This window comes from Streptomyces sp. NBC_00667 (assembly GCF_036226825.1).
In the GTDB taxonomy this organism is placed as follows: domain Bacteria; phylum Actinomycetota; class Actinomycetes; order Streptomycetales; family Streptomycetaceae; genus Streptomyces.
In genome coordinates, this window is the sequence record NZ_CP109022.1 from 2,351,601 (window position 1) to 2,370,139 (window position 18,539).

Genomic DNA, 18,539 nt, shown 5'->3' on the forward strand with positions numbered 1-18,539 from the left:
GGCTTTGTTTGGATGACCAGATGGCCACTCAAACGATCTTGATTTCGCTGGAGCAGTATTACGACGCCGTGCCGCGCGGGGGCGGCGCCCGCGCGGAGGACTTCGGGCCGCTGACGCTCTTCGTGCAGGAGGGCGACGGCTGGGCGTACTACGCGCGGCCCACGCTCGGCGGCGCCGAGGCCTCGGTCGCGGACGTCGAGCGGGTCCTGGCCCGCCAGCGGGAGCTCGAAGTGCCCGAGGCATTCGAATGGGTGGCCGAAAACAACCCCTCCCTGCGCGCGTCGGTGGAGGCCGCGGGGCTCCACGTCCACGCCCACCCGCTCATGGTGCTGGACACGGCCGAACCGCTCCCGCCGCAGCCCGGGGCCGCCCACGTGCTCGGCGCCGACGACCCCCGGCTGGCGGCGGCCCTGACGGTGCCGATGCTCGCCTTCGCGGCCCGGGGGACGGAAGTGGGCGAGGCCGGCCCGGCGGAACTCGCCGCGGCGACCGCGGATCCGGCGGTGGAGGTACGCCGCGCCTCGATCGCGGCGATGATCGCGTCGGGCCGCACCGTGATGGCCGCCGCCGAGCGGGACGGGGTGGTGCTGTGCTCGGGCCAGTACAACCCGGTCGGCGACGTGGCCGAGATCGTCGGCGTCGGCACCCTCCCGGCGGCCCGCCGCCAGGGGCTGGCCCTCGCGGTGACGGCGGCGCTGGTCACGGAGGCGCTCGCGCGGGGCGTCCGTACGGTGTTCCTGTCCGCGGGCGACGAGGACGTGGCCCGGATCTACGGGCGGGCCGGCTTCCGCCGGGTCGCAACGGCACTGATCGCGGAACCCCCGGCGGCGGACGGCGCCTGAGTACGGCATTTGCCGGAACGGCAAGGATGTTTGCCCGCCCGCCCCGGCCGGGCGGACCATCGGCGTAGCGCAACCGCACGTGTCCACGTACCCCGGGAAGAGAGACGCCGATGCCCGAAGAACCCGACCGCACCACGCACGCCGCACACACCGGACCCGCCGGAAACACCCCCGACCCCGCCGCCGAGGGTGGTGAGGAGTACTGGGACTCCCGCTACCGCGAGAGCGACCGGGTGTGGAGCGGCAACCCCAACGCCGTCCTGGTCCGGGAGACCGGGGGACTCACCCCCGGCCGCGCCCTGGACCTCGGCTGCGGCGAGGGCGCCGACGCGGTGTGGCTGGCCCGGCAGGGCTGGCGGGTCACCGCGACCGACATCTCCGGCGTCGCGCTGGAACGGGCGGAGGCCCACGCGAAGGAGGCCGGGGTCGGCGACCGGGTCGACTGGCAGCGCCACGACTTCGCGGTCTCGTTCCCGGACGGGGAGTTCGACCTCGTCTCCGCCTGCTTCCTGCACTCCTACGGGGACTTCCCGCGCGAGCGGATCCTGCGCAGGGCCGCCGCGGCCGTCGCCCCGGGCGGCATCCTGCTGATCGCCGGCCACGCGGGCTGGCCGGCCTGGCACGAGCACCCAGACCACCGCGTGCACTTCCCGGCCCCGGACGAGGTGGTGGCTTCGCTGGAGCTGCCGCAGGGCGAGTGGGAGGTGCTGCTCGCGGCGGAACACGAGCGCGTCCAGACCCGCCCCGACGGCAACCCCGGCACGCGCACCGACAACGCGGTCAAGGTCCGGCGACTGCCGTAGGCGGGCCGATCCCCGGCCGTGCGCATCGGCCCGCTGCGCCGGCGGGTCGCGCCTCGGAGATCAGAAGCCCAGCTTGCGCAGCTGCTTCGGGTCCCGCTGCCAGTCCTTCGCCACCTTCACGTGCAGGTCGAGGAAGACGGGCGTGCCGAGCAGCGCCTCGATGTGCTTGCGCGACTTCATCCCGACCTCCTTGAGGCGGGAGCCCTTCGGGCCGATGATGATGCCCTTCTGGCTGGGCCGCTCGATGTAGACGTTCGCGTGGATGTCGAGCAGCGGGCGGTCCGCCGGACGGTTCTCCCGGGGGATCATCTCCTCCACGACCACCGCGATCGAGTGCGGGAGCTCGTCGCGCACGCCCTCCAGCGCGGCCTCGCGGATGAGTTCCGCGACCATCACCATCTCGGGTTCGTCGGTGAGGTCGCCCTCGGGGTACAGCGGCGGGCTCTCCGGCAGCAGCGGCGCGATGAGGTCCGCGAGCAGCTGGACCTGGCTGTCGCCGACCGCCGACACGGGGACGATCTCGGCCCACTCGAAGCCGAGCTCCGCGCCCAGCTGGTGGATGGCCAGGAGCTGCTCGGCCAGCTGCTTGGATTCGACCAGGTCGGTCTTGGTCACGATGGCGATCTTGGGGGTCTTCTTGATCCCCGCGAGTTCCTTCGCGATGAACTTGTCGCCGGGGCCCAGCTTCTGGTCGGCCGGCAGGCAGAAGCCGATGACGTCGACCTCGGCCCACGTGGTCCGGACGACGTCGTTGAGGCGCTCGCCGAGCAGGGTGCGCGGCTTGTGGAGGCCGGGGGTGTCGACCAGCACCAGCTGGGCGTCGGGCCGGTGCACGATGCCGCGAACGGTGTGGCGGGTGGTCTGCGGCCGGTTCGAGGTGATCGCGACCTTGGTGCCCACGAGCGCGTTGGTCAGGGTCGACTTGCCCGCGTTGGGGCGGCCGACGAAGCAGGCGAAGCCCGCGCGGTGCGGGGCGGTGGGCTCGGGGGAACGATCGCTCATACGGGCCATTCTCCCCGATGCCGCTCCCAGCGCCGACCAGGCCACGGCCGCGAGGGCCAGAGCGGCGGCCAGAGCGGCCGTGAGCCGGGGGTGGCGCGCGTAGTCGGCGGTGCCTTCGGCGCTCGCTCCGGCGTCGTCGGCCCGCACGGTCAGCCGGGCCCATTCCAGGGCGGGCGGATCGGCCCACCGGCTGCGCAGCCGCACCTCCTGGCCGGGCAGCAGCTCCGCCGGCGGGCCGCCGAGCGGGAGGGCCGCCGGGGTTCGGCCTGCCGTGCCGGTGGCGGTGAGGGTGATGCGGGGCCGGAGGGTGACGTTGCCGAGGTTGCGGAGGGCGTACGTGATCTCCGCGCCGTCGCCGTCGGCGCGGACCCGGACGTCCCGGACGGCGAGTGCGGGGGCGGTGGGTCCGGTGACCCGGAGGTAGAGGCGGGCGGCGACGGCCCGTCGCACCCCGATGCCGGGGTCGGAGGTGGTCGCGGCCGGCTCGTCCTCCAGGGCGACGACGGCGCCGGGGTGGTCCCCGGGCTCGGCCCGCTCCGGGACGGTGACGGTCAGGGCGACGCCTGCCGAGCCCCGGGCCGGGACGGTCACCCGGTCCCGGGCGAGTGCGGTCCAGGCGGCGGTGGCGCGGCGCGGCTCGTCGGGGCCGCGCACGGCGAAGCCGCCGTCGCGGGCGGTGTTGTAGGCGTCGGCGGCGTAGAGGCGGAAGGTGCGGGGCCGGCCGGTCCGGTTGGTGACGGTGACGACGTCCCGGACGGTGGTTCCGGGGGCGGCGGCGAGGTAGAAGTACGGGCGCTGCCCGACGGCGTTGGCGGCGGGCAGTACGGACCACTCCCCGTTGTCGGCGCCCCACGCCGTCCCGGCGGCGCCCGCCAGCAGCGCCCCGAGCAGGGCCAGGGCGCCGGCCACCCACCGCGCGGCGGCGCCGTTCACGACAGGGTCAGCGTCAGGACCGCCGTGTACGCCCCGGGCGGGGTGTACGGCGGTACCCGGAGCTCCACTCCCGCGTCGACGGTGAACGTGCCGCCCACCACCGCCGCGTCGGGGGCCGAGGCGAGGACGGCGCCCTCGGCGCCCACCACCCCGGGGCTGCCCGCCAAGCACCGGCTGGGGCTGCCCGGAGCCGCCGTGCAGCTCGGCGTCCACGACAGGGACGCCCCCGGGATGCGCACACCGCCCGGCCCCGTGAAGTCGGTGACCTTGCCGACCAGCGACCACCCCGCGGGGCCGCCCCGGGCGTCCTTGACGGTGACGGTGCCGATCCGGCCGGGCGCCGCGCCCCCGTCGCCGTAGGGGACTCCGCCCAGGGTGACGGAATCCCCGGCCTGCGTCATCGCCAGCGCGCCCGGCTCCACCACCGCCGTCACCTCCTGCGCCCCGGGCGGCACGGCGACGGCGGCGATGACCGTGTACGCCGCGACGCCGGAGCCCCGCTGCGCCGACCACCCGGTGCCTTCGTACGCCACCACGCCCGTCGTCGCCCTGTCCCTGACGGGCAGCTCCGCCCGGACCTCGCCCGCCCCATCGGCCGTGGCGGCCACCCGGTCGGCGGTCTCGGCGACTCCCGCGCGGCCCGCCACGGTGACGGCCGCGCCCGGGGCGAAGCCGGTGCCGGAGACTTCGACCGCCGCACCGGGTTTCCCGTGGGCGGACCCCAGCGTCAGGGCGCGCAGGTTGGCCCTCGGCAGCGGGGTGGCGGTCAGGCGTTCCGATACGGGCGCGGGCGCGGCCGGGGTGCAGACGGTGTCCAGGTCGCCCAGGTGCCGGGTGTGCAGGGTGTAGCCGCCCGGGGCGAGGGTGATCGCGCCGGGTGCGGTGACGGTGAAGGTGCCGGTCATGGTCACCCCGGGCAGCTCCTCCCCCGCCGGTACGGGGTCGTTGCGCGGGGCGCCGACGACGGTGAGCTCGCCCTGCTGCGCGCCCCCGAGCACGACCCGCCCCGGTGGGGGTGAGTACGTCGGCGGGCAGCGCGCCGGGGACGGGGTTGACGGCCGGGGTCGCGGCCAGCTGGTAGGTCACGGTGACGGTGTCGCCGACCTTCGGCGCCGGATCGTCGGCGGTGATCCGGGCCGCGGTGGGCCCCTCGGCGGGCGGCAGCCCGGCTTCCTGGGGCGGCAGGCAGTGCGTGGGGAACTCGACCCGCCCCGGGGCCGTTCCCTCTTCGGCGGCGGCCGGGGCACCCAGCGCTCCCCCTGTGACGGCCGCGAGGACGGCCAGGCCGGCGAGCGCCACCGGCCCTCTCGTGCTGCGCGCCGCTGTCCCCACTGCCCGCCCCCTGGGTTGGTCCGGCCCGGGGGCCATTCAGGGGCGGTGGGCGGGAGAAGTCAATGTGCGGCCCCCACATCGACTGATGGGCCATCAGAAGATGGCAGCAAGTCGCAGTCGGCGTCGGCCCGGAACGTCCTGCGGTAGGCCGTCGGGCTGACCCCCAGGGCGGCCCGTACGTGCTTGCGCAGCGACTGCGCCGTACCGAACCCCGTCTCCCGCGCCACCTGTTCCATCGGCAGCTCCGTCCGCTCCAGCAACCGCCGGGCCCGCTCCACCCGTTGCGCGACGATCCACTCGCCGGGGCTCACCCCGGCCTCCTCGCGGAACCGGCGCGTGAACGTCCGTACCGACACGGCCTCCTGCCGGGCCAGGTCGCTCAGCCGGACCGGCTCGTGCAGCCGCTCCAGCACCCAGGCCCGCGCGGCGGTGGTGCTGGCCAGCTGCGGCTCGGGCACCGGGCGCTCCGTGAACTGGGCCTGCCCGCCGTCCCGGTGGGGCGGCACCACCGTCCGCCGGGCCACCTCGTTGGCGACGGCCGCGCCGTGGTCGCGGCGCACGATGTGCAGGCACAGGTCGATGCCGGCGGCGACCCCGGCGGAGGTGAGGACGTCCCCGTCGTCGGTGTAGAGCACGTCGGCGTCGACGAGCACCTCGGGGAACAGCCGCTGGAAGTGCGTGGCGGACGCCCAGTGCGTCGTGGCGCGCCGGCCGTCCAGGTACCCGGCGGCGGCCAGGACGTAGCCGCCCGTACAGATGGAGACGAGCCGGGTTCCGGGCCGGATGTGGGCCAGCGCGGCGGCGAGTTCGTCCGTGAGCCTGCCGTGCTCGTACACCGGCCCGAGCTCGTACGAGGCCGGCACCACGACCGTGTCGGCCGTGGCGAGCAGCTCCGGTCCGTGCTCGACGTGGACCGCGAAGTCGGCGTCGGTGGGCACCTGTCCCGCGGACAGGCCGCAGGTGAGGATCTCGTACAGCGGACGTCCGGCCGGATCCTTGGCGCGGCCGAAGATCCGGTGCGGGATGCCGAGCTCGAAGGGCAGCAGTCCGGCGAGGGCGAGGACGACGACGCGGTGCGTGCGGGGCTCCATGGCCCGATCATAGCGAAGCGTGTCGTTCAGGCCACTGTCGTGCGGATCCCCCTGGTCGGAAGCTGTGCTGGTGACTCAGACAGCGCCCGTACCCGCCCCCTCCGCCGATCCCCCCTTCGCTCCCCGCCGGCCCGGACGCGTCCACCGCGCCTGGTTCGTCGCGGCCGTCGCCTTCGTGACGATCGTCGGCGCCGCCGCGTTCGCGTCCCTGCCCGGACTGCTCATCGAGCCGCTGCACGAGGAGTTCGACTGGTCGCGCGGCACCGTCGGCTTCGCCGTCTCCGTCAACCTCGCCCTGTACGGGCTCACCGCACCGTTCGCGGCCGCGCTGATGGACCGCTTCGGCATCCGCCGGGTCGTGGCGCTGGCCCTGCTCGTCATATCCGGCGGGGCGCTCGCCACGGTCTGGATGACCGAGGCCTGGCAACTGGTCCTGCTGTGGGGCGTGGTGGTCGGCCTCGGCAGTGGCTCGATGGCCATGGCGTTCGCCGCGACCGTGACCAACCGCTGGTTCACCGCCCGCCGGGGGCTCGTCACCGGGATCCTGACCGCGGCCGGGGCCTCCGGGCAGCTGCTCTTCCTGCCGCTGCTGTCATGGCTGGTGGAACGGCACGGCTGGCGCCCGGGCGCGGTGACGGTGTCGCTGGCCGCGGCGGTCGTGGTGCCGTTCGTATGGCTGCTGCTGCGCGACCACCCCGCCGATGTGGGGCTCGCACCGTACGGGGGGACCTACGCGGCCAAGCCCGAGCCGGTGCGGGGTGCGGCGGGGCGAGCGCTGTCAGTGCTGTTCAAGGCGGTCCGGACCGGCCCCTTCTGGCTCCTGGCCGGCACCTTCGCGATCTGCGGCGCCACGACGAACGGGCTGGTGCGCACCCACTTCGTGCCCGCGGCCCACGACCACGGCATGCCGGTGACGGCGGCGGCCGGGCTGCTCGCGGTGGTCGGCGTGTTCGACGTGGTCGGCACCATCGCCTCCGGCTGGTTCACGGACCGCTTCCAGCCGCGCCGGCTGCTGGCGGTGTACTACGCCCTGCGCGGGGTCTCGCTCCTGTTCCTGCCGATGCTGATGGCGCCGTCCGTGCACCCGCCGATGGTGTTCTTCATCGTCTTCTACGGCCTGGACTGGGTCGCGACCGTGCCGCCCACCATCGCGCTGTGCCGGGAGCAGTACGGGGAGGACAGCGCCATCGTCTTCGGCTGGGTCCTGGCGTCGCACCAGGTCGGCGCGGCCCTGGTGGCCTTCCTGAGCGGCCTGGCCCGCGACGCCTTCGGCTCGTACGACCTGGTCTGGTACGCGGCGGGCGCCCTCTGCGCGATGGCCGCCCTGATGGCGATGGTCATCCGCCGCCGGTCCGGTGCCCCGGCCGCGGCCTGACGGGTCTGCCGCGGCCGGCTGCCACACCGCACGGCCCCGGGCCCCGCAACGGCGCTCGGCGCGGGCACCGCACCTCCGGGCCCTTGGGGGCGCAGGATCCTACGGCAGCGTGGCCGAACGCCGGCTGGGGCGGTGGCCACCTGGCCGGCCGGGCCGATGGGGCGGTCGGGCCTGCCCGGGCCCGTACGGCGTCATCATCTGCGCCGCCGCGCTCCACCCCCGCCCCTCCCGTCGGCGAGGCCGACCGTCCGGGCGGCGGCCGGCACCAGGGGGGCCGTGCGCAGCGGTGCACGGCTCGGCTGCCGGCACCGGGCGGCGCCCTGGTGGTCGTCGAGGTCGCCCTTGGCCGACAGCCCGGGCGGCCTGCCTGCTCGCCGCCGCCGCGATCGCGCCGATGCCGCCTTCCGGTGGTTCAAGATCCGGTCCCGTCCCTCGGTCAGGGGTTTCACCGGCAGCTGTTCGGGCGCCCCGGCCCCTGCGGCACGGCCCGTCCGGGGAGCCCGTCCTGCCGGACGGTGCACCTGGAGCCGCCGCTCTGCCCGCCCGGTCCGCGCCGGTCCCGCCCGGTCCGCGCCGGACGGCGGGGGGCGTCAGCCCGCCGGGGTGGTGGACTTGAGGGTGCCGTCCGGGGCGGCCAGGAGCACCGGGGTGTCCGGGCCGCCGAGGTCGCGGACCGCCGCCCGGTCGGCGTCGGCCGGGGCGTCGGCCGCGCTCACCACGGCGGCCGCCTCCAGCGACCGGGCCCCGCTCGCCACCGCCATCGCGACCGCCGTCTGGAGGGCGCTGAGCCTGAGGGAGTCCAGCTCCACGGTCCCGGCCACGTACGTGCGGCCCGTCTCGTCGCGCACCGCCGCCCCTTCCGGCACCCCGTTACGGGCCCGGGCGCTGCGCGCCAGCGTGATGATCTTGCTGTCCTCGGGGTCGATCCCGGTGTTCTCGCTCATGGGCGAAAGCATAGGGACCGCGCCCCGCCCGACCGCTCGCACCCACCCTCAGGGCCGGTCCAGCCGCAGCCGCTCCGCCCTCGGCAGCCCGGCGACGACCAGGTCGTACGAGTCCTCCACCAGCTCCCGCACCAGTTCGTCCGGCAGCCCGCCGACCGTCACGGTGTTCCAGTGCCGCTTGTTCATGTGCCAGCCCGGCACGATCGCCTCGTGCTCCGCCCGCAGCCGTACCGCCGCCTCCGGCTCGCACTTGAGGTTGACCTTCAACGGTTCGGCGTCCAGCGCCGTCAGCGCGAACACCTTCCCCAGCACCTTGAACACCGACGTCTCGGGCGTGAACGGGAACTCCTCCACCGCCGCGTTGAACCCGAGGCAGAACGCGCGCAGCTCCCCCGGCGTCACGGCGACACCTCCGCGTCCTCGTCGGGCTCCTCCACCACCGGCTCCACCAGCACCGTCACGATCTTGTTCCGGCGCCCGGCCGGCGATTCGGCGGTCAGCCGCAGCGGCCGCCCGTCGGGCAGCTCCACCACCGCGGACGCGCCCGCGATCGGAACCCGGCCCAGCGCCTTGGCGAGCAGTCCGCCGACCGTCTCCACGTCCTCGTCGTCGAACGCCTCGACCTTGAACAGTTCCCCGAGGTCGGTGATGTCCAGGCGCGCGGTGACCCGGTAGCGGTCGTCGCCCAGCTCCTCGACCGGCGGGAGTTCCCGGTCGTACTCGTCCGTGATCTCGCCGACGATCTCCTCCAGGATGTCCTCGATCGTCACGATGCCCGCCGTGCCGCCGTACTCGTCGATGACGACGGCCACGTGGTTGCGCACCGACTGCATCTCGCGGAGCAGGTCACCGGCGTTCTTGGTGTCGGGTACGAAGACGGCCGGCCGTATCGCCGTCGAGACAAGGTCGGACTCCGCCTCCCGGCTGATGTGCGTCTTGCGGACGAGGTCCTTCAAGTAGACGATCCCGACGATGTCGTCCTCGTTCTCCCCGGTCACCGGGATGCGCGAGAAGCCCGAGCGCAGCGCGAGCGTCGTCGCCTGGCGCACCGTCTTGTACCGCTCGATGCAGACCAGGTCGGTACGGGGCACCATCACCTCGCGCACGAGGGTGTCGCCGAGTTCGAAGACCTGGTGCACCATCCGGCGCTCGTCGTCCTCGATCAGCGATTCCGCCTCCGCCAGGTCCACCATCGCCCGCAGCTCCGCCTCGGAGGCGAACGGCCCCTTGCGGAAACCCTTGCCCGGGGTGAGCGCGTTGCCGAGGAGGATCAGCAGCTGCGGGACCGGCCCCATGATCCGCGCGAGCGGAACGAGGACGTACGCGGCCGCGGTCGCCGTGTTCAGCGGGTGCTGGCGGCCGATGGTGCGCGGGGAGACCCCGACCGCCACGTACGAGACCAGCACCATCACGGCGATGGCCACGAGCAGCGCGGTCCAGTTCTCGCCGAACTCGTTCAGGCACACGTACGTGACGAGCACGCCCGCCGCCATCTCGCAGGTGACCCGGACCAGCAGCGCCACGTTCACGTAGCGGGTCGGGTCCCCGGTGACCTGCGCCAGCTTGGCGCTGCCGCGCCGGCCCTCCCGTACGGCCTGGGCGGCGCGGAAGCTGGAGACGCGGGCGATCCCGGACTCCGCGCAGGCCGCGAACCACGCCACGACGACCAGCAGCACCGCGCCGCTGATCAGCTGCGGTGCGCCGGTCACGAGACGGTGGGGGCGGGGGACGGGCCGGTCAGGCCGCGCTCACCGCGCCAGCCGTCGACGATGGCCGCCTGGAGGCCGAACATCTCGGCCTTCTCGTCCGGCTCCTCGTGGTCGTACCCGAGCAGGTGCAGCACCCCGTGGACGGTCAGGAGCTGGAGCTCCTCGTCCATGGAGTGCTGCGTCGGAGCTTCCTCGCCCTGCCGCTTCGCCACCTCGGGGCAGAGCACGATGTCGCCGAGGAGCCCCTGCGGGGGCTCCTCGTCGTCCTTCGCCGGGGGGCGCAGCTCGTCCATCGGGAAGGACATGACGTCGGTGGGACCGGGCAGGTCCATCCACTGGATGTGGAGCTGCTCCATCGCCTCCTCGTCGACGACGATGACGGACAGCTCGGACAGCGGGTGGATCCGCATCCGGGTGAGCGCGTAGCGGGCGATGTCGAGGACCGCCTGCTCGTCGACCTCGATCCCGGACTCGTTGTTGACGTCGATCGACATGGTGCGCTGAGTTCTACTTCCGCTGGTAGCCGTTCCGGGACTGCGGGGAGTCCTGGCTGTCGTCGTACTTCTCGTACGCGTCGACGATACGGCCGACCAGCTTGTGCCGGACGACATCCTCGGAGGTGAGCCGCGAGAAGTGGATGTCCGGCACCCCGTCGAGGATCTCCTGCACCTGGCGCAGGCCGCTCTTGGCCCCGCCCGGCAGGTCGATCTGCGTGATGTCACCGGTGACGACGATCTTCGAATCGAAGCCCAGGCGGGTCAGGAACATCTTCATCTGCTCGGCGGTCGTGTTCTGCGCCTCGTCCAGGACGACGAAGGCGTCGTTGAGGGTGCGCCCGCGCATGTACGCGAGCGGCGCGACCTCGATGGTGCCGGCGGCCATCAGGCGGGGGATCGAGTCCGGGTCGAGCATGTCGTGCAGGGCGTCGTACAGCGGACGCAGGTACGGGTCGATCTTGTCGAACAGGGTGCCCGGCAGGAACCCGAGCCGTTCGCCCGCCTCGACGGCGGGGCGGGTCAGGATGATCCGGCTGACCTGCTTGGACTGCAGGGCCTGGACCGCCTTGGCCATGGCGAGGTAGGTCTTGCCGGTACCGGCGGGGCCGATGCCGAAGACGATGGTGTTCTTGTCGATGGCGTCGACGTAGCGCTTCTGGTTGAGCGTCTTGGGACGGATGGTCCGGCCGCGACTGGAGAGGATGTTCTGGGTGAGCACCTCGGCGGGGGTCTCGTCGTGGCCGCTGTCGCCGCCGTTGCCCTTGCCGTTCGCCTTGAGCATGGCGATCGAGCGTTCCACTGCGTCCTCCGTCATCGACTGCCCGGTGCGGAGCACCAGCATCATCTCGTCGAACAGGCGCTGGATCAGGGCGACTTCCACCGCGTCGCCGATCGCGCTGACCTGATTGCCCCGAACATGGATGTCGGCCTTCGGGAAGGCATTCTCGATGACGCGCAGCAGGGCGTCACCAGAGCCCAGTACGGTCACCATCGGATGCGTGGCCGGTACGGTGAAGTGGGCTCGCGCCTGCCCCGGCGCTGGGGTACGGGCTGTCGGTGTCTGAGTCATGGGCCGGCACTGTGGCCTGCGCATACCTCCCACTGAGGGGTCGCGCCGATCGTCGACCTCCGGACTACCAAGGGTACGACTCCCCGGCGCCATCCCCGAGGGCTTTTCCCGGCGGTCCGCTCGCCGCCGGGCCCGCGGCTCAGGGGGTGGGCCGGAAGCCGATGGTGGGGACGGCGCGGCGGCGGGGGCCCGGCGGCGCGCCGGGGGGCACCAGGGCGTCCAGGAAGGCGTAGCGGCCCCGCAGGTCGGCCGGGGCCGCGCGCCACCAGTGGGAGACCTCCGGCCAGCCTGGGGCCGACAGGGAGCCGCCGAACTCCTGCACCGACAGGGCGGCCGTGAGCCCGGCGAAGGCCAGCCGGTCCGCCAGCGGCCAGCCCGCCAGGGTGCCCGTCACGAAGCCGGCCACGAACACGTCGCCGGCTCCGGTGGGGTCCAGGGCGTCCACCATGATCCCGGGGACCTCCGCCGTCTCCCCCGTGCGGCCGTCCACCGCGCAGGAGCCGTCCGCGCCCATGGTCACCACCGCCACCGGGACCTTGTCCGCCAGGGCCCGGGCCGCCGCGCGGGGGCACTCGGTCCGGGTGTAGCGCATGGCTTCGCCCGCGTTCGGCAGGAACGCCTCGCAGTGCTCCAGGTCGGCCAGGGCCCCGAGGTCCCAGCGGCCGCTCTCGTCCCACCCCACGTCGGCGAAGACCCGCGAACCCTGCCGGGCCGCCTGGGCGATCCACTCCTCGCCCCCGCCCGGGCCCAGCGAGGCCACGGCCGCCCGGGTGCGGGGCGGGCACTGCGGGAAGCGGCCGGGGCCCGTCGGGAGCGGGGCCTCGTGGCCGTGGGAGACCATCGTGCGCTCGCCCTCGTACGCCATGGAGACGGTGACGGGGCTGTGCCAGCCGGGGATCCTGCGGGACATCGACAGGTCGATGCCCTCGCCCTGCTCCAGCGCGTCCCAGCAGTACTCGCCGTAGTGGTCGTCGCCGAAGGCCGCGGCCAGCGAGGTGCGCAGGCCGAGCCGGGCCAGTGCGGCGGCCATGTTGGCTACCCCGCCGGGACTGGAGCCCATGCCGCGCGCCCAGGACTCCGTGCCGCGGACGGGAGCCGAGTCCAGGCCGGTGAAGATGATGTCGAGGAAGACGGTGCCCGTGAGGAAGACGTCGCAGCCCGGTTCCTGGGGATCGCGCACCGGCCCGAGCGGGTCCAGTCTCGCTTCGGGGCTGGTACGGCTTTCCCGAGTGGTCACGATGCGCTCCCCGTTCCGTGCGTGTGCGGCCGATGTGGACGGCTCGCGCCCGGGCCTGCGGCGGACAGTCGTCGTCGGTGCCCGAGCGCGGACGAACCAGAACCCAGTGTGACGCACATCACCACATGAGCGCTCGGATCCGGCCGGATCCGAAGGCCCCCGGCTCCCCGCTACGCGCGCTTGGGCAGTGCGACCCGTACGAGGTCCGCGGCGATCGTCAGCTCGCCCTCGAAGCCGGCCGCGCGCGCCTGCCGCTCGAACTCGGCGGGGTCGGAGTACCGCTGGGAGAAGTGCGTCAGCACCAGGTGCCGGACCCCCGCGTCCCTGGCCACCCGGGCCGCCTGTCCGGCGGTGAGGTGGCCGTGGTCGGTGGCCAGTGCCACGTCCTCGTCCAGGAACGTCGACTCGATCACCAGCATGTCGCAGCCCTCGGCGAGCGCGTCGACGCCCGCGCACAGCCGGGTGTCCATCACGAAGGCGAAACGCTGCCCCCGCCGGTGCTCGCTGACCTCGTCCAGGGTGACGCCGCCCAGGTTCCCCTCGCGCTGGAGCCGGCCCACGTCCGGCCCCTTGATCCCGTGCCGCGCCAGCAGCTCCGGCACCATCCGGCGCCCGTCGGGCTCCGTGATCCGGTAGCCGAAGGACTCCACGGGGTGCGAGAGCCGCCGGGCCTCCAGCGTGTACGGGGGCCCCTGCGCCAGCGTCCCGTCCGCGGCCACCGGCTCCTCGCGCAGCGCCACCGTCTCCCGGTAGGCGGTGGCGTAGCGGAGCCGGTCGAAGAACTTCTGCCCCGAGGCCGGGTAGTGCGCGGTGACGGGGTGCGGCACCTGGTCGAGGTTGATCCGCTGGATCACCCCGGCGAGGCCGAGGCTGTGGTCACCGTGGAAGTGGGTGACACAGATCCGGTTGATGTCGTGCGCGGCGACCCCGGCGCGCAGCATCTGGCGCTGGGTGCCCTCGCCCGGGTCGAAGAGGATGCCCTCGCCGTCCCAGCGCAGCAGGTAGCCGTTGTGGTTACGGGCCCGGGTGGGGACCTGGCTGGCGGTCCCCAGGACCACGAACTCGCGTACGGACACCGGTTATCCGGGGGGCCACTGGAGGCCGCGGCCGCCGAGGACGTGCGCGTGGGCGTGCCAGACGGTCTGGCCCGCCCCGGCGCCGGTGTTGAACACGATCCGGTAGCCGTGGTCGGCGATCTTCTCGTCGGCGGCGATCTGCCCGGCCTCGCGGAGCACGTCGGCGGCGATCGCCGGCTCGGCGGCGGCGAGCGACGCGGCGTCGGGGTAGTGCGCCTTGGGGATCACGAGCACGTGCGTGGGCGCCTGCGGGTTTATGTCCCGGAAGGCGACGGTCGTCTCCGACTCGCGGACGATCGTCGCCGGGATCTTCCCCTCCACGATCTTGCAGAACAGGCAGTCCGCCTGCGGTTCCCCGGCCATTGCTGCGCCTCTCGTGACGTTGATCGGTCGGGGCATCGTAACCGGCGGCGTGATCCCCCGGCTCGTGACCTGCTCGGCCACCTCGGGGCGGACGGCCTCAGGACCAGCGGCCCGTCCGTGCCAGCAGGACCGCCGTCGCGGCCGTTCCGGCGGTGGAGGTGCGCAGGACCGAGGCGCCCAGGCGGTACGGGTGGGCCCCGGCCGCCGCGAAGGCGGCCAGTTCCTCCGGGGAGACCCCGCCCTCCGGGCCGACCACCAGGACGATGGAGCCCGCGGTGGGCAGCTCGGCGGTGGCCAGCGCCTCCGAGGGGGTGTCGCGGTCCTCGTGCAGGACCACGGCCAGGTCGGCTTCGGCGAGCAGCGCCGCGACCTGCTTCGTGGACAGGGCCTCCGCGACCTCCGGGAACCGCACCCTGCGGGACTGCTTGCCCGCCTCCCGCGCGGTGGCCCGCCACTTGGCCAGGGACTTGGCGCCCCGCTCTCCGCGCCACTGGGTGATGCAGCGCGAGGCCTGCCAGGGGACGATGGCGTCCACACCGGTCTCGGTCATGGTCTCGACGGCGAGCTCGCCGCGGTCGCCCTTGGGCAGGGCCTGCACGACGGTGATCCGGACGGCCGGCTCCGGCTCCTCCTGGACGGACTCGAGGTCCATGACGACGAGGCGGTCCTTGCCCTCGGCGGCCTTGACGACGCCCTCCGCCCAGTGGCCGCGCCCGTCGGTGAGGACCACGTCCTCACCGGGGTTCAGCCTTTTCACGGAGACCGCGTGACGGCCTTCCGGGCCGTCCAGCACGAACTCCGGCCCCGCGGGGACCTCCTCGACCACGAACACCGGGGCCGTCATGACGCTCTCCTCATCTGCATGACCTTCAACGCACTCTGTGCCAGGGCGAGTTCCGCCACCAGCACCTCCACCAGTTCCCCCGCCGGCAGCGGCCGCGCCAGCCGGTGGCCCTGCCCCGCCCACAGCGCCATGCCCTGCGGATCCCCGGCGGCGGCCGCCGCCTTGCGCAGTCCCGAGGTCAGGTGGTGGACCTGCGGGTAGGCCGCCGGGGCGTACGGGCCGTGCTCGCGCATGAAGCGGTTGACCAGTCCCCGGGCGGGTCTGCCGGAGAAGGCCCGGGTGAGTTCCGTGTGCGGGAACAGCGGGTTGGTCAGCGCCCTCTTGTGCAGGGGGTCGGCGCCGGATTCCGGGCAGGGCAGGAAGGCCGTGCCGAGCTGGGCGGCCGCGGCGCCCGCCGCGAGCAGCGCCGCGATCTGCGCGCCGCGCATCACCCCGCCCGCCGCGATGATCGGCAGGGCCACCGCCTCCCGTACCGCCGCGACGAGCACGAGCAGGCCGACGCCCGCCGTGCCGTCGTTCTCCGGGTCGTCGCGGTGGGTGCCCTGGTGGCCGCCCGCCTCGACGCCCTGGACGCAGACCGCGTCGGCGCCCGCGGCCTCGGCGGTGCGGGCCTCCTCGACACCGGTCACGGTGACGACGGTGTACGTACCCGCCTCCCGCAGCCGGGCCAGGACGGCCGCGGGGGGGCAGCCGAAGGTGAAGGACACCACCGGGACGGGGTCTTCCAGCAGGATGGCGAGTTTGGCGTCGTAGCCGTCGTCGCAGGTGCCGACGATGTCGTCCGCCGCCAGGGACACCTCGTACCAGGTCGCCTCGCCGGCCAGCTGCCCCCGGTACGTCTCGACGGCCGCGGGGTCGACGTAGCCGGTCTGCGGCATGAGGAGGTTGACGCCGAAGGGGCGCCGGGTGAGCGCCCGCAGCCGCTTGATCTCCTGGTACATCCCGTCGGCGGTCTTGTAGCCGCCGGCCAGGAAACCGAGTCCGCCGGCCTCGCACACGGCGGCGGCGAGCGGCGGGCAGGCGACACCGCCCGCCATGGGGGCCTGCACGATCGGGTACGGGGAGAGACCGTTCGGCGCGGTGGACATGCCCTGCATCGTGCCACGTCCGGCGCACCCGGCCGAATCACCGCATTCGCCTGGCATAGTCCGCTTCCCGGCGCGGGTCCGGGAACGCCGCGAGCCCGGCCCGGGGCGTTCCCCGGGGCGGGCTCGCAGGAGGTGAGGCGGGCCGGTCAGCGGCCGTTGAACGCGTCCTTGAGGCGGCTGAACAGACCCTGCTGGCCCGGCGCGAACTGGCCCGTCGGCCGCTCCTCGCCGCGCAGCTTCGCCAGCTGGCGCAGCAGTTCCTCCTGCTGGGCGTCCAGCTTGCCCGGGGTGGTGACCTCGACGTGCACGATCAGGTCGCCCCGGCCGCCGCCGCGCAGGTGCGTGACGCCGCGCCCGTGCAGCGGGATCGCCTGGCCGGATCCGGTGCCGGGCCGGATGTCGATCTCCTCCAGCCCGTCCAACGTCTCCAGTGGGCACTTGGTGCCCAGGGCCGCGGCCGTCATGGGGATGGTGACCGTGCAGTGCAGGTCGTCCCCTCGCCGCTGGAAGGTCGGGTGCGCCAGCTCGTGGATCTCCACGTACAGGTCACCGGCGGGGCCGCCGCCGGGGCCGACCTCGCCCTCGCCCGCCAGCTGGATCCGGGTGCCGTTCTCGACGCCGGCCGGGATCTTGACGGTGAGGCTGCGGCGGGAGCGCACCCGGCCGTCGCCCGCGCACTCGGGGCACGGGGTCGGGACGACGGTGCCGAAGCCCTGGCACTGCGGACAGGGCCGCGAGGTCATGACCTGGCCCAGGAACGACCGGGTGACCTGCGAGACCTCGCCCCGGCCGCGGCACATGTCACACGTCTGCGCGGAGGTGCCGGGGGCGGCGCCCTCACCGGAGCAGGTGGTGCAGACGACGGCCGTGTCGACCTGGATGTCCTTGGTCGTCCCGAAGGCCGCCTCGTCCAGTTCCAGGTCGAGGCGGATCATGGCGTCCTGGCCGCGGCGCGTGCGCGAGCGCGGGCCGCGCTGCGAGGCCTGGCCGAAGAAGGCGTCCATGATGTCGGAGAAGTTGCCGAAGCCGCTCGCTCCGAAGCCGCCCGCGCCGCCGCCACCGCCCGAGGAGGACAGCGGGTCGCCGCCGAGGTCGTAGACCTGCTTCTTCTGCGGGTCCGAGAGGACCTCGTAGGCCGCGTTGATCTCCTTGAAGCGCTCCTGCGTCTTCGGGTCCGGATTCACATCCGGGTGGAGTTCACGCGCGAGGCGACGGAAGGCCTTCTTGATCTCGTCCTGCGATGCGTCGCGGCGCACGCCGAGAACGGCGTAGTAGTCCGTGGCCACTTACGACTCCGCCAGGATCTGTCCGACGTAACGTGCCACTGCGCGTACCGCTCCCATCGTTCCGGGGTAGTCCATGCGGGTCGGTCCGACCACGCCGAGTTTGGCGACTGCTTCGCCGCCCGAACCGTAACCGACCGAGACGACGGACGTGGAGTTCAGTCCCTCGTAGGCATTCTCATGCCCGATCTTCACGGCGACCCCCGACTCACTGGCCTCGCCCAGCAGCTTGAGGAGCACGACCTGCTCCTCCAGCGCTTCCAGCACCGGCCTGATCGTCAGGGGAAAGTCATGTCCGAACCGCGTGAGGTTGGCGGTACCGCCGATCATCAGCCGTTCCTCCGCCTCCTCCACCAGCGTCTCCCGCAGGGTGGCGAGGACGGCCTTGACCGTCGCCCGGTCCTCGGCCTCGAAAGACTCCGGGAGGTCCTGCACCAGCGGCGGTACGTCGGTGAAACGGCGGCCGACGACCCGGCTGTTCAGGCGCGCCCGCAGGTCGGCGAGCGAGGTCTCCGCGAACGGGGTTTGGCAGTCGACGAGCCGCTGCTCGACCCGCCCGGTGTCGGTGATCAGTACGAGCATCAGGCGCGCGGGCGCCAGGGAGAGCAGCTCCACGTGCCGGACGGTGGAGCGGGTCAGGCTCGGGTACTGGACGACGGCGACCTGCCGGGTGAGCTGCGCGAGCAGCCGCACGGTGCGCCCCACGACGTCGTCGAGGTCGACGGCGCCGTCGAGGAAGTTCTGGATGGCCCGGCGCTCGGGCGTCGACAGCGGCTTGACCCCCGCCAGCTTGTCGACGAAGAGCCGGTAGCCCTTGTCGGTGGGGATGCGGCCGGCGCTGGTGTGGGGCTGGGCGATGTAGCCCTCCTCCTCCAGCAAGGCCATGTCGTTGCGGACCGTCGCCGGGGAGACGCCGAGCCGGTGGCGCTCGGTGAGCGCCTTGGAGCCGACCGGCTCCTCCGTCCCCACGTAGTCCTGGACGATGGCGCGCAATACTTCGAGCCTGCGTTCGCTGAGCACTCGTGCACACCTCCAGTGCGGTGGGTCGTCG

18 protein-coding genes are annotated in these 18,539 nt (G+C 73.7%); 3 read left to right on the forward strand and 15 right to left on the reverse strand.

The annotated features are described in order from the left end of the window. Positions 1-20 precede the first annotated feature (20 nt). Positions 21-842 carry a GNAT family N-acetyltransferase gene (locus tag OHA81_RS11075; protein WP_329195093.1) on the forward strand — a complete coding sequence of 274 codons (822 nt, stop codon included), beginning with the start codon at positions 21-23 and terminating at the stop codon, positions 840-842. A gap of 110 nt (positions 843-952) precedes the next feature. Continuing rightward, on the forward strand, positions 953-1,645 hold the full coding sequence (locus OHA81_RS11080) for a class I SAM-dependent methyltransferase (RefSeq protein WP_329195095.1): 693 nt from the start codon (positions 953-955) through the stop codon (positions 1,643-1,645). A 60-nt stretch (positions 1,646-1,705) separates the two neighbouring features. Here OHA81_RS11080 and era read toward each other — a convergent pair whose 3' ends face one another. The 3 genes from era to OHA81_RS11095 all read right to left on the reverse strand — a co-directional run bounded on the left by era (position 1,706) and on the right by OHA81_RS11095 (position 6,003). Beyond that, positions 1,706-2,656 (reverse strand): GTPase Era, encoded by a 951-nt coding sequence (era, locus tag OHA81_RS11085; RefSeq protein ID WP_229873350.1) that lies wholly within the window; start codon positions 2,654-2,656, stop codon positions 1,706-1,708. A gap of 920 nt (positions 2,657-3,576) precedes the next feature. Then, on the reverse strand, positions 3,577-4,578 hold the full coding sequence (locus tag OHA81_RS11090) for a beta-xylosidase (RefSeq protein WP_329195097.1): 1,002 nt from the start codon (positions 4,576-4,578) through the stop codon (positions 3,577-3,579). 393 nt (positions 4,579-4,971) lie between these two features. Continuing rightward, positions 4,972-6,003 (reverse strand): GlxA family transcriptional regulator, encoded by a 1,032-nt coding sequence (locus OHA81_RS11095; RefSeq protein ID WP_329195098.1) that lies wholly within the window; start codon positions 6,001-6,003, stop codon positions 4,972-4,974. A 70-nt stretch (positions 6,004-6,073) separates the two neighbouring features. On the opposite strand from OHA81_RS11095, the gene OHA81_RS11100 reads away from it, so the two are divergent. Further along, positions 6,074-7,378, forward strand: coding sequence for an MFS transporter (locus tag OHA81_RS11100; protein WP_329195100.1), 1,305 nt, complete (start codon positions 6,074-6,076; stop codon positions 7,376-7,378). Positions 7,379-7,968: 590 nt separating this feature from the next. Here OHA81_RS11100 and OHA81_RS11105 read toward each other — a convergent pair. From OHA81_RS11105 to hrcA, 12 genes are all read right to left on the reverse strand, one after another. Beyond that, positions 7,969-8,334 (reverse strand): cytidine deaminase, encoded by a 366-nt coding sequence (locus tag OHA81_RS11105; RefSeq protein WP_443056497.1) that lies wholly within the window; start codon positions 8,332-8,334, stop codon positions 7,969-7,971. 36 nt (positions 8,335-8,370) lie between these two features. Next, complete coding sequence (locus OHA81_RS11110) at positions 8,371-8,724, reverse strand: MmcQ/YjbR family DNA-binding protein (protein WP_329195104.1); 354 nt, start codon at positions 8,722-8,724, stop codon at positions 8,371-8,373. Beyond that, positions 8,721-10,031 (reverse strand): hemolysin family protein, encoded by a 1,311-nt coding sequence (locus OHA81_RS11115; RefSeq protein ID WP_329195106.1) that lies wholly within the window; start codon positions 10,029-10,031, stop codon positions 8,721-8,723. Before OHA81_RS11115 ends, OHA81_RS11110 begins: the two co-directional genes overlap by 4 nt. After that, on the reverse strand, positions 10,028-10,525 hold the full coding sequence (gene ybeY, locus OHA81_RS11120; protein WP_329195108.1) for an rRNA maturation RNase YbeY: 498 nt from the start codon (positions 10,523-10,525) through the stop codon (positions 10,028-10,030). The genes OHA81_RS11115 and ybeY overlap by 4 nt, the downstream gene beginning before the upstream one ends. 13 nt (positions 10,526-10,538) lie before the next feature. Beyond that, positions 10,539-11,597, reverse strand: a complete 1,059-nt coding sequence (locus OHA81_RS11125) for a PhoH family protein (protein ID WP_329195109.1) — start codon at positions 11,595-11,597, stop codon at positions 10,539-10,541. Between the two features lie 139 nt (positions 11,598-11,736). Further along, positions 11,737-12,834, reverse strand: coding sequence for a carbohydrate kinase family protein (locus tag OHA81_RS11130; RefSeq protein WP_329195111.1), 1,098 nt, complete (start codon positions 12,832-12,834; stop codon positions 11,737-11,739). Between the two features lie 170 nt (positions 12,835-13,004). Beyond that, positions 13,005-13,910 carry a ribonuclease Z gene (locus OHA81_RS11135; RefSeq protein WP_329195112.1) on the reverse strand — a complete coding sequence of 302 codons (906 nt, stop codon included), beginning with the start codon at positions 13,908-13,910 and terminating at the stop codon, positions 13,005-13,007. A 3-nt stretch (positions 13,911-13,913) separates the two neighbouring features. Next, positions 13,914-14,273 carry a histidine triad nucleotide-binding protein gene (locus tag OHA81_RS11140; protein WP_329195114.1) on the reverse strand — a complete coding sequence of 120 codons (360 nt, stop codon included), beginning with the start codon at positions 14,271-14,273 and terminating at the stop codon, positions 13,914-13,916. Positions 14,274-14,370: 97 nt separating this feature from the next. Further along, a complete protein-coding gene (locus OHA81_RS11145) occupies positions 14,371-15,117 on the reverse strand; it encodes a 16S rRNA (uracil(1498)-N(3))-methyltransferase (RefSeq protein ID WP_329195116.1) in 747 nt (248 codons plus the stop codon). After that, entirely contained in the window at positions 15,114-16,205 is a 1,092-nt protein-coding gene (locus tag OHA81_RS11150) for a nitronate monooxygenase (RefSeq protein ID WP_329195118.1), read from the reverse strand. Before OHA81_RS11150 ends, OHA81_RS11145 begins: the two co-directional genes overlap by 4 nt. 146 nt (positions 16,206-16,351) lie before the next feature. Next, the gene (gene dnaJ, locus OHA81_RS11155; protein ID WP_329195120.1) at positions 16,352-17,491 is read right to left on the reverse strand and encodes a molecular chaperone DnaJ; all 1,140 of its coding nucleotides are present in this window, start codon (positions 17,489-17,491) and stop codon (positions 16,352-16,354) included. Continuing rightward, complete coding sequence (hrcA, locus tag OHA81_RS11160) at positions 17,492-18,508, reverse strand: heat-inducible transcriptional repressor HrcA (protein ID WP_190182427.1); 1,017 nt, start codon at positions 18,506-18,508, stop codon at positions 17,492-17,494. Positions 18,509-18,539 lie beyond the last annotated feature (31 nt).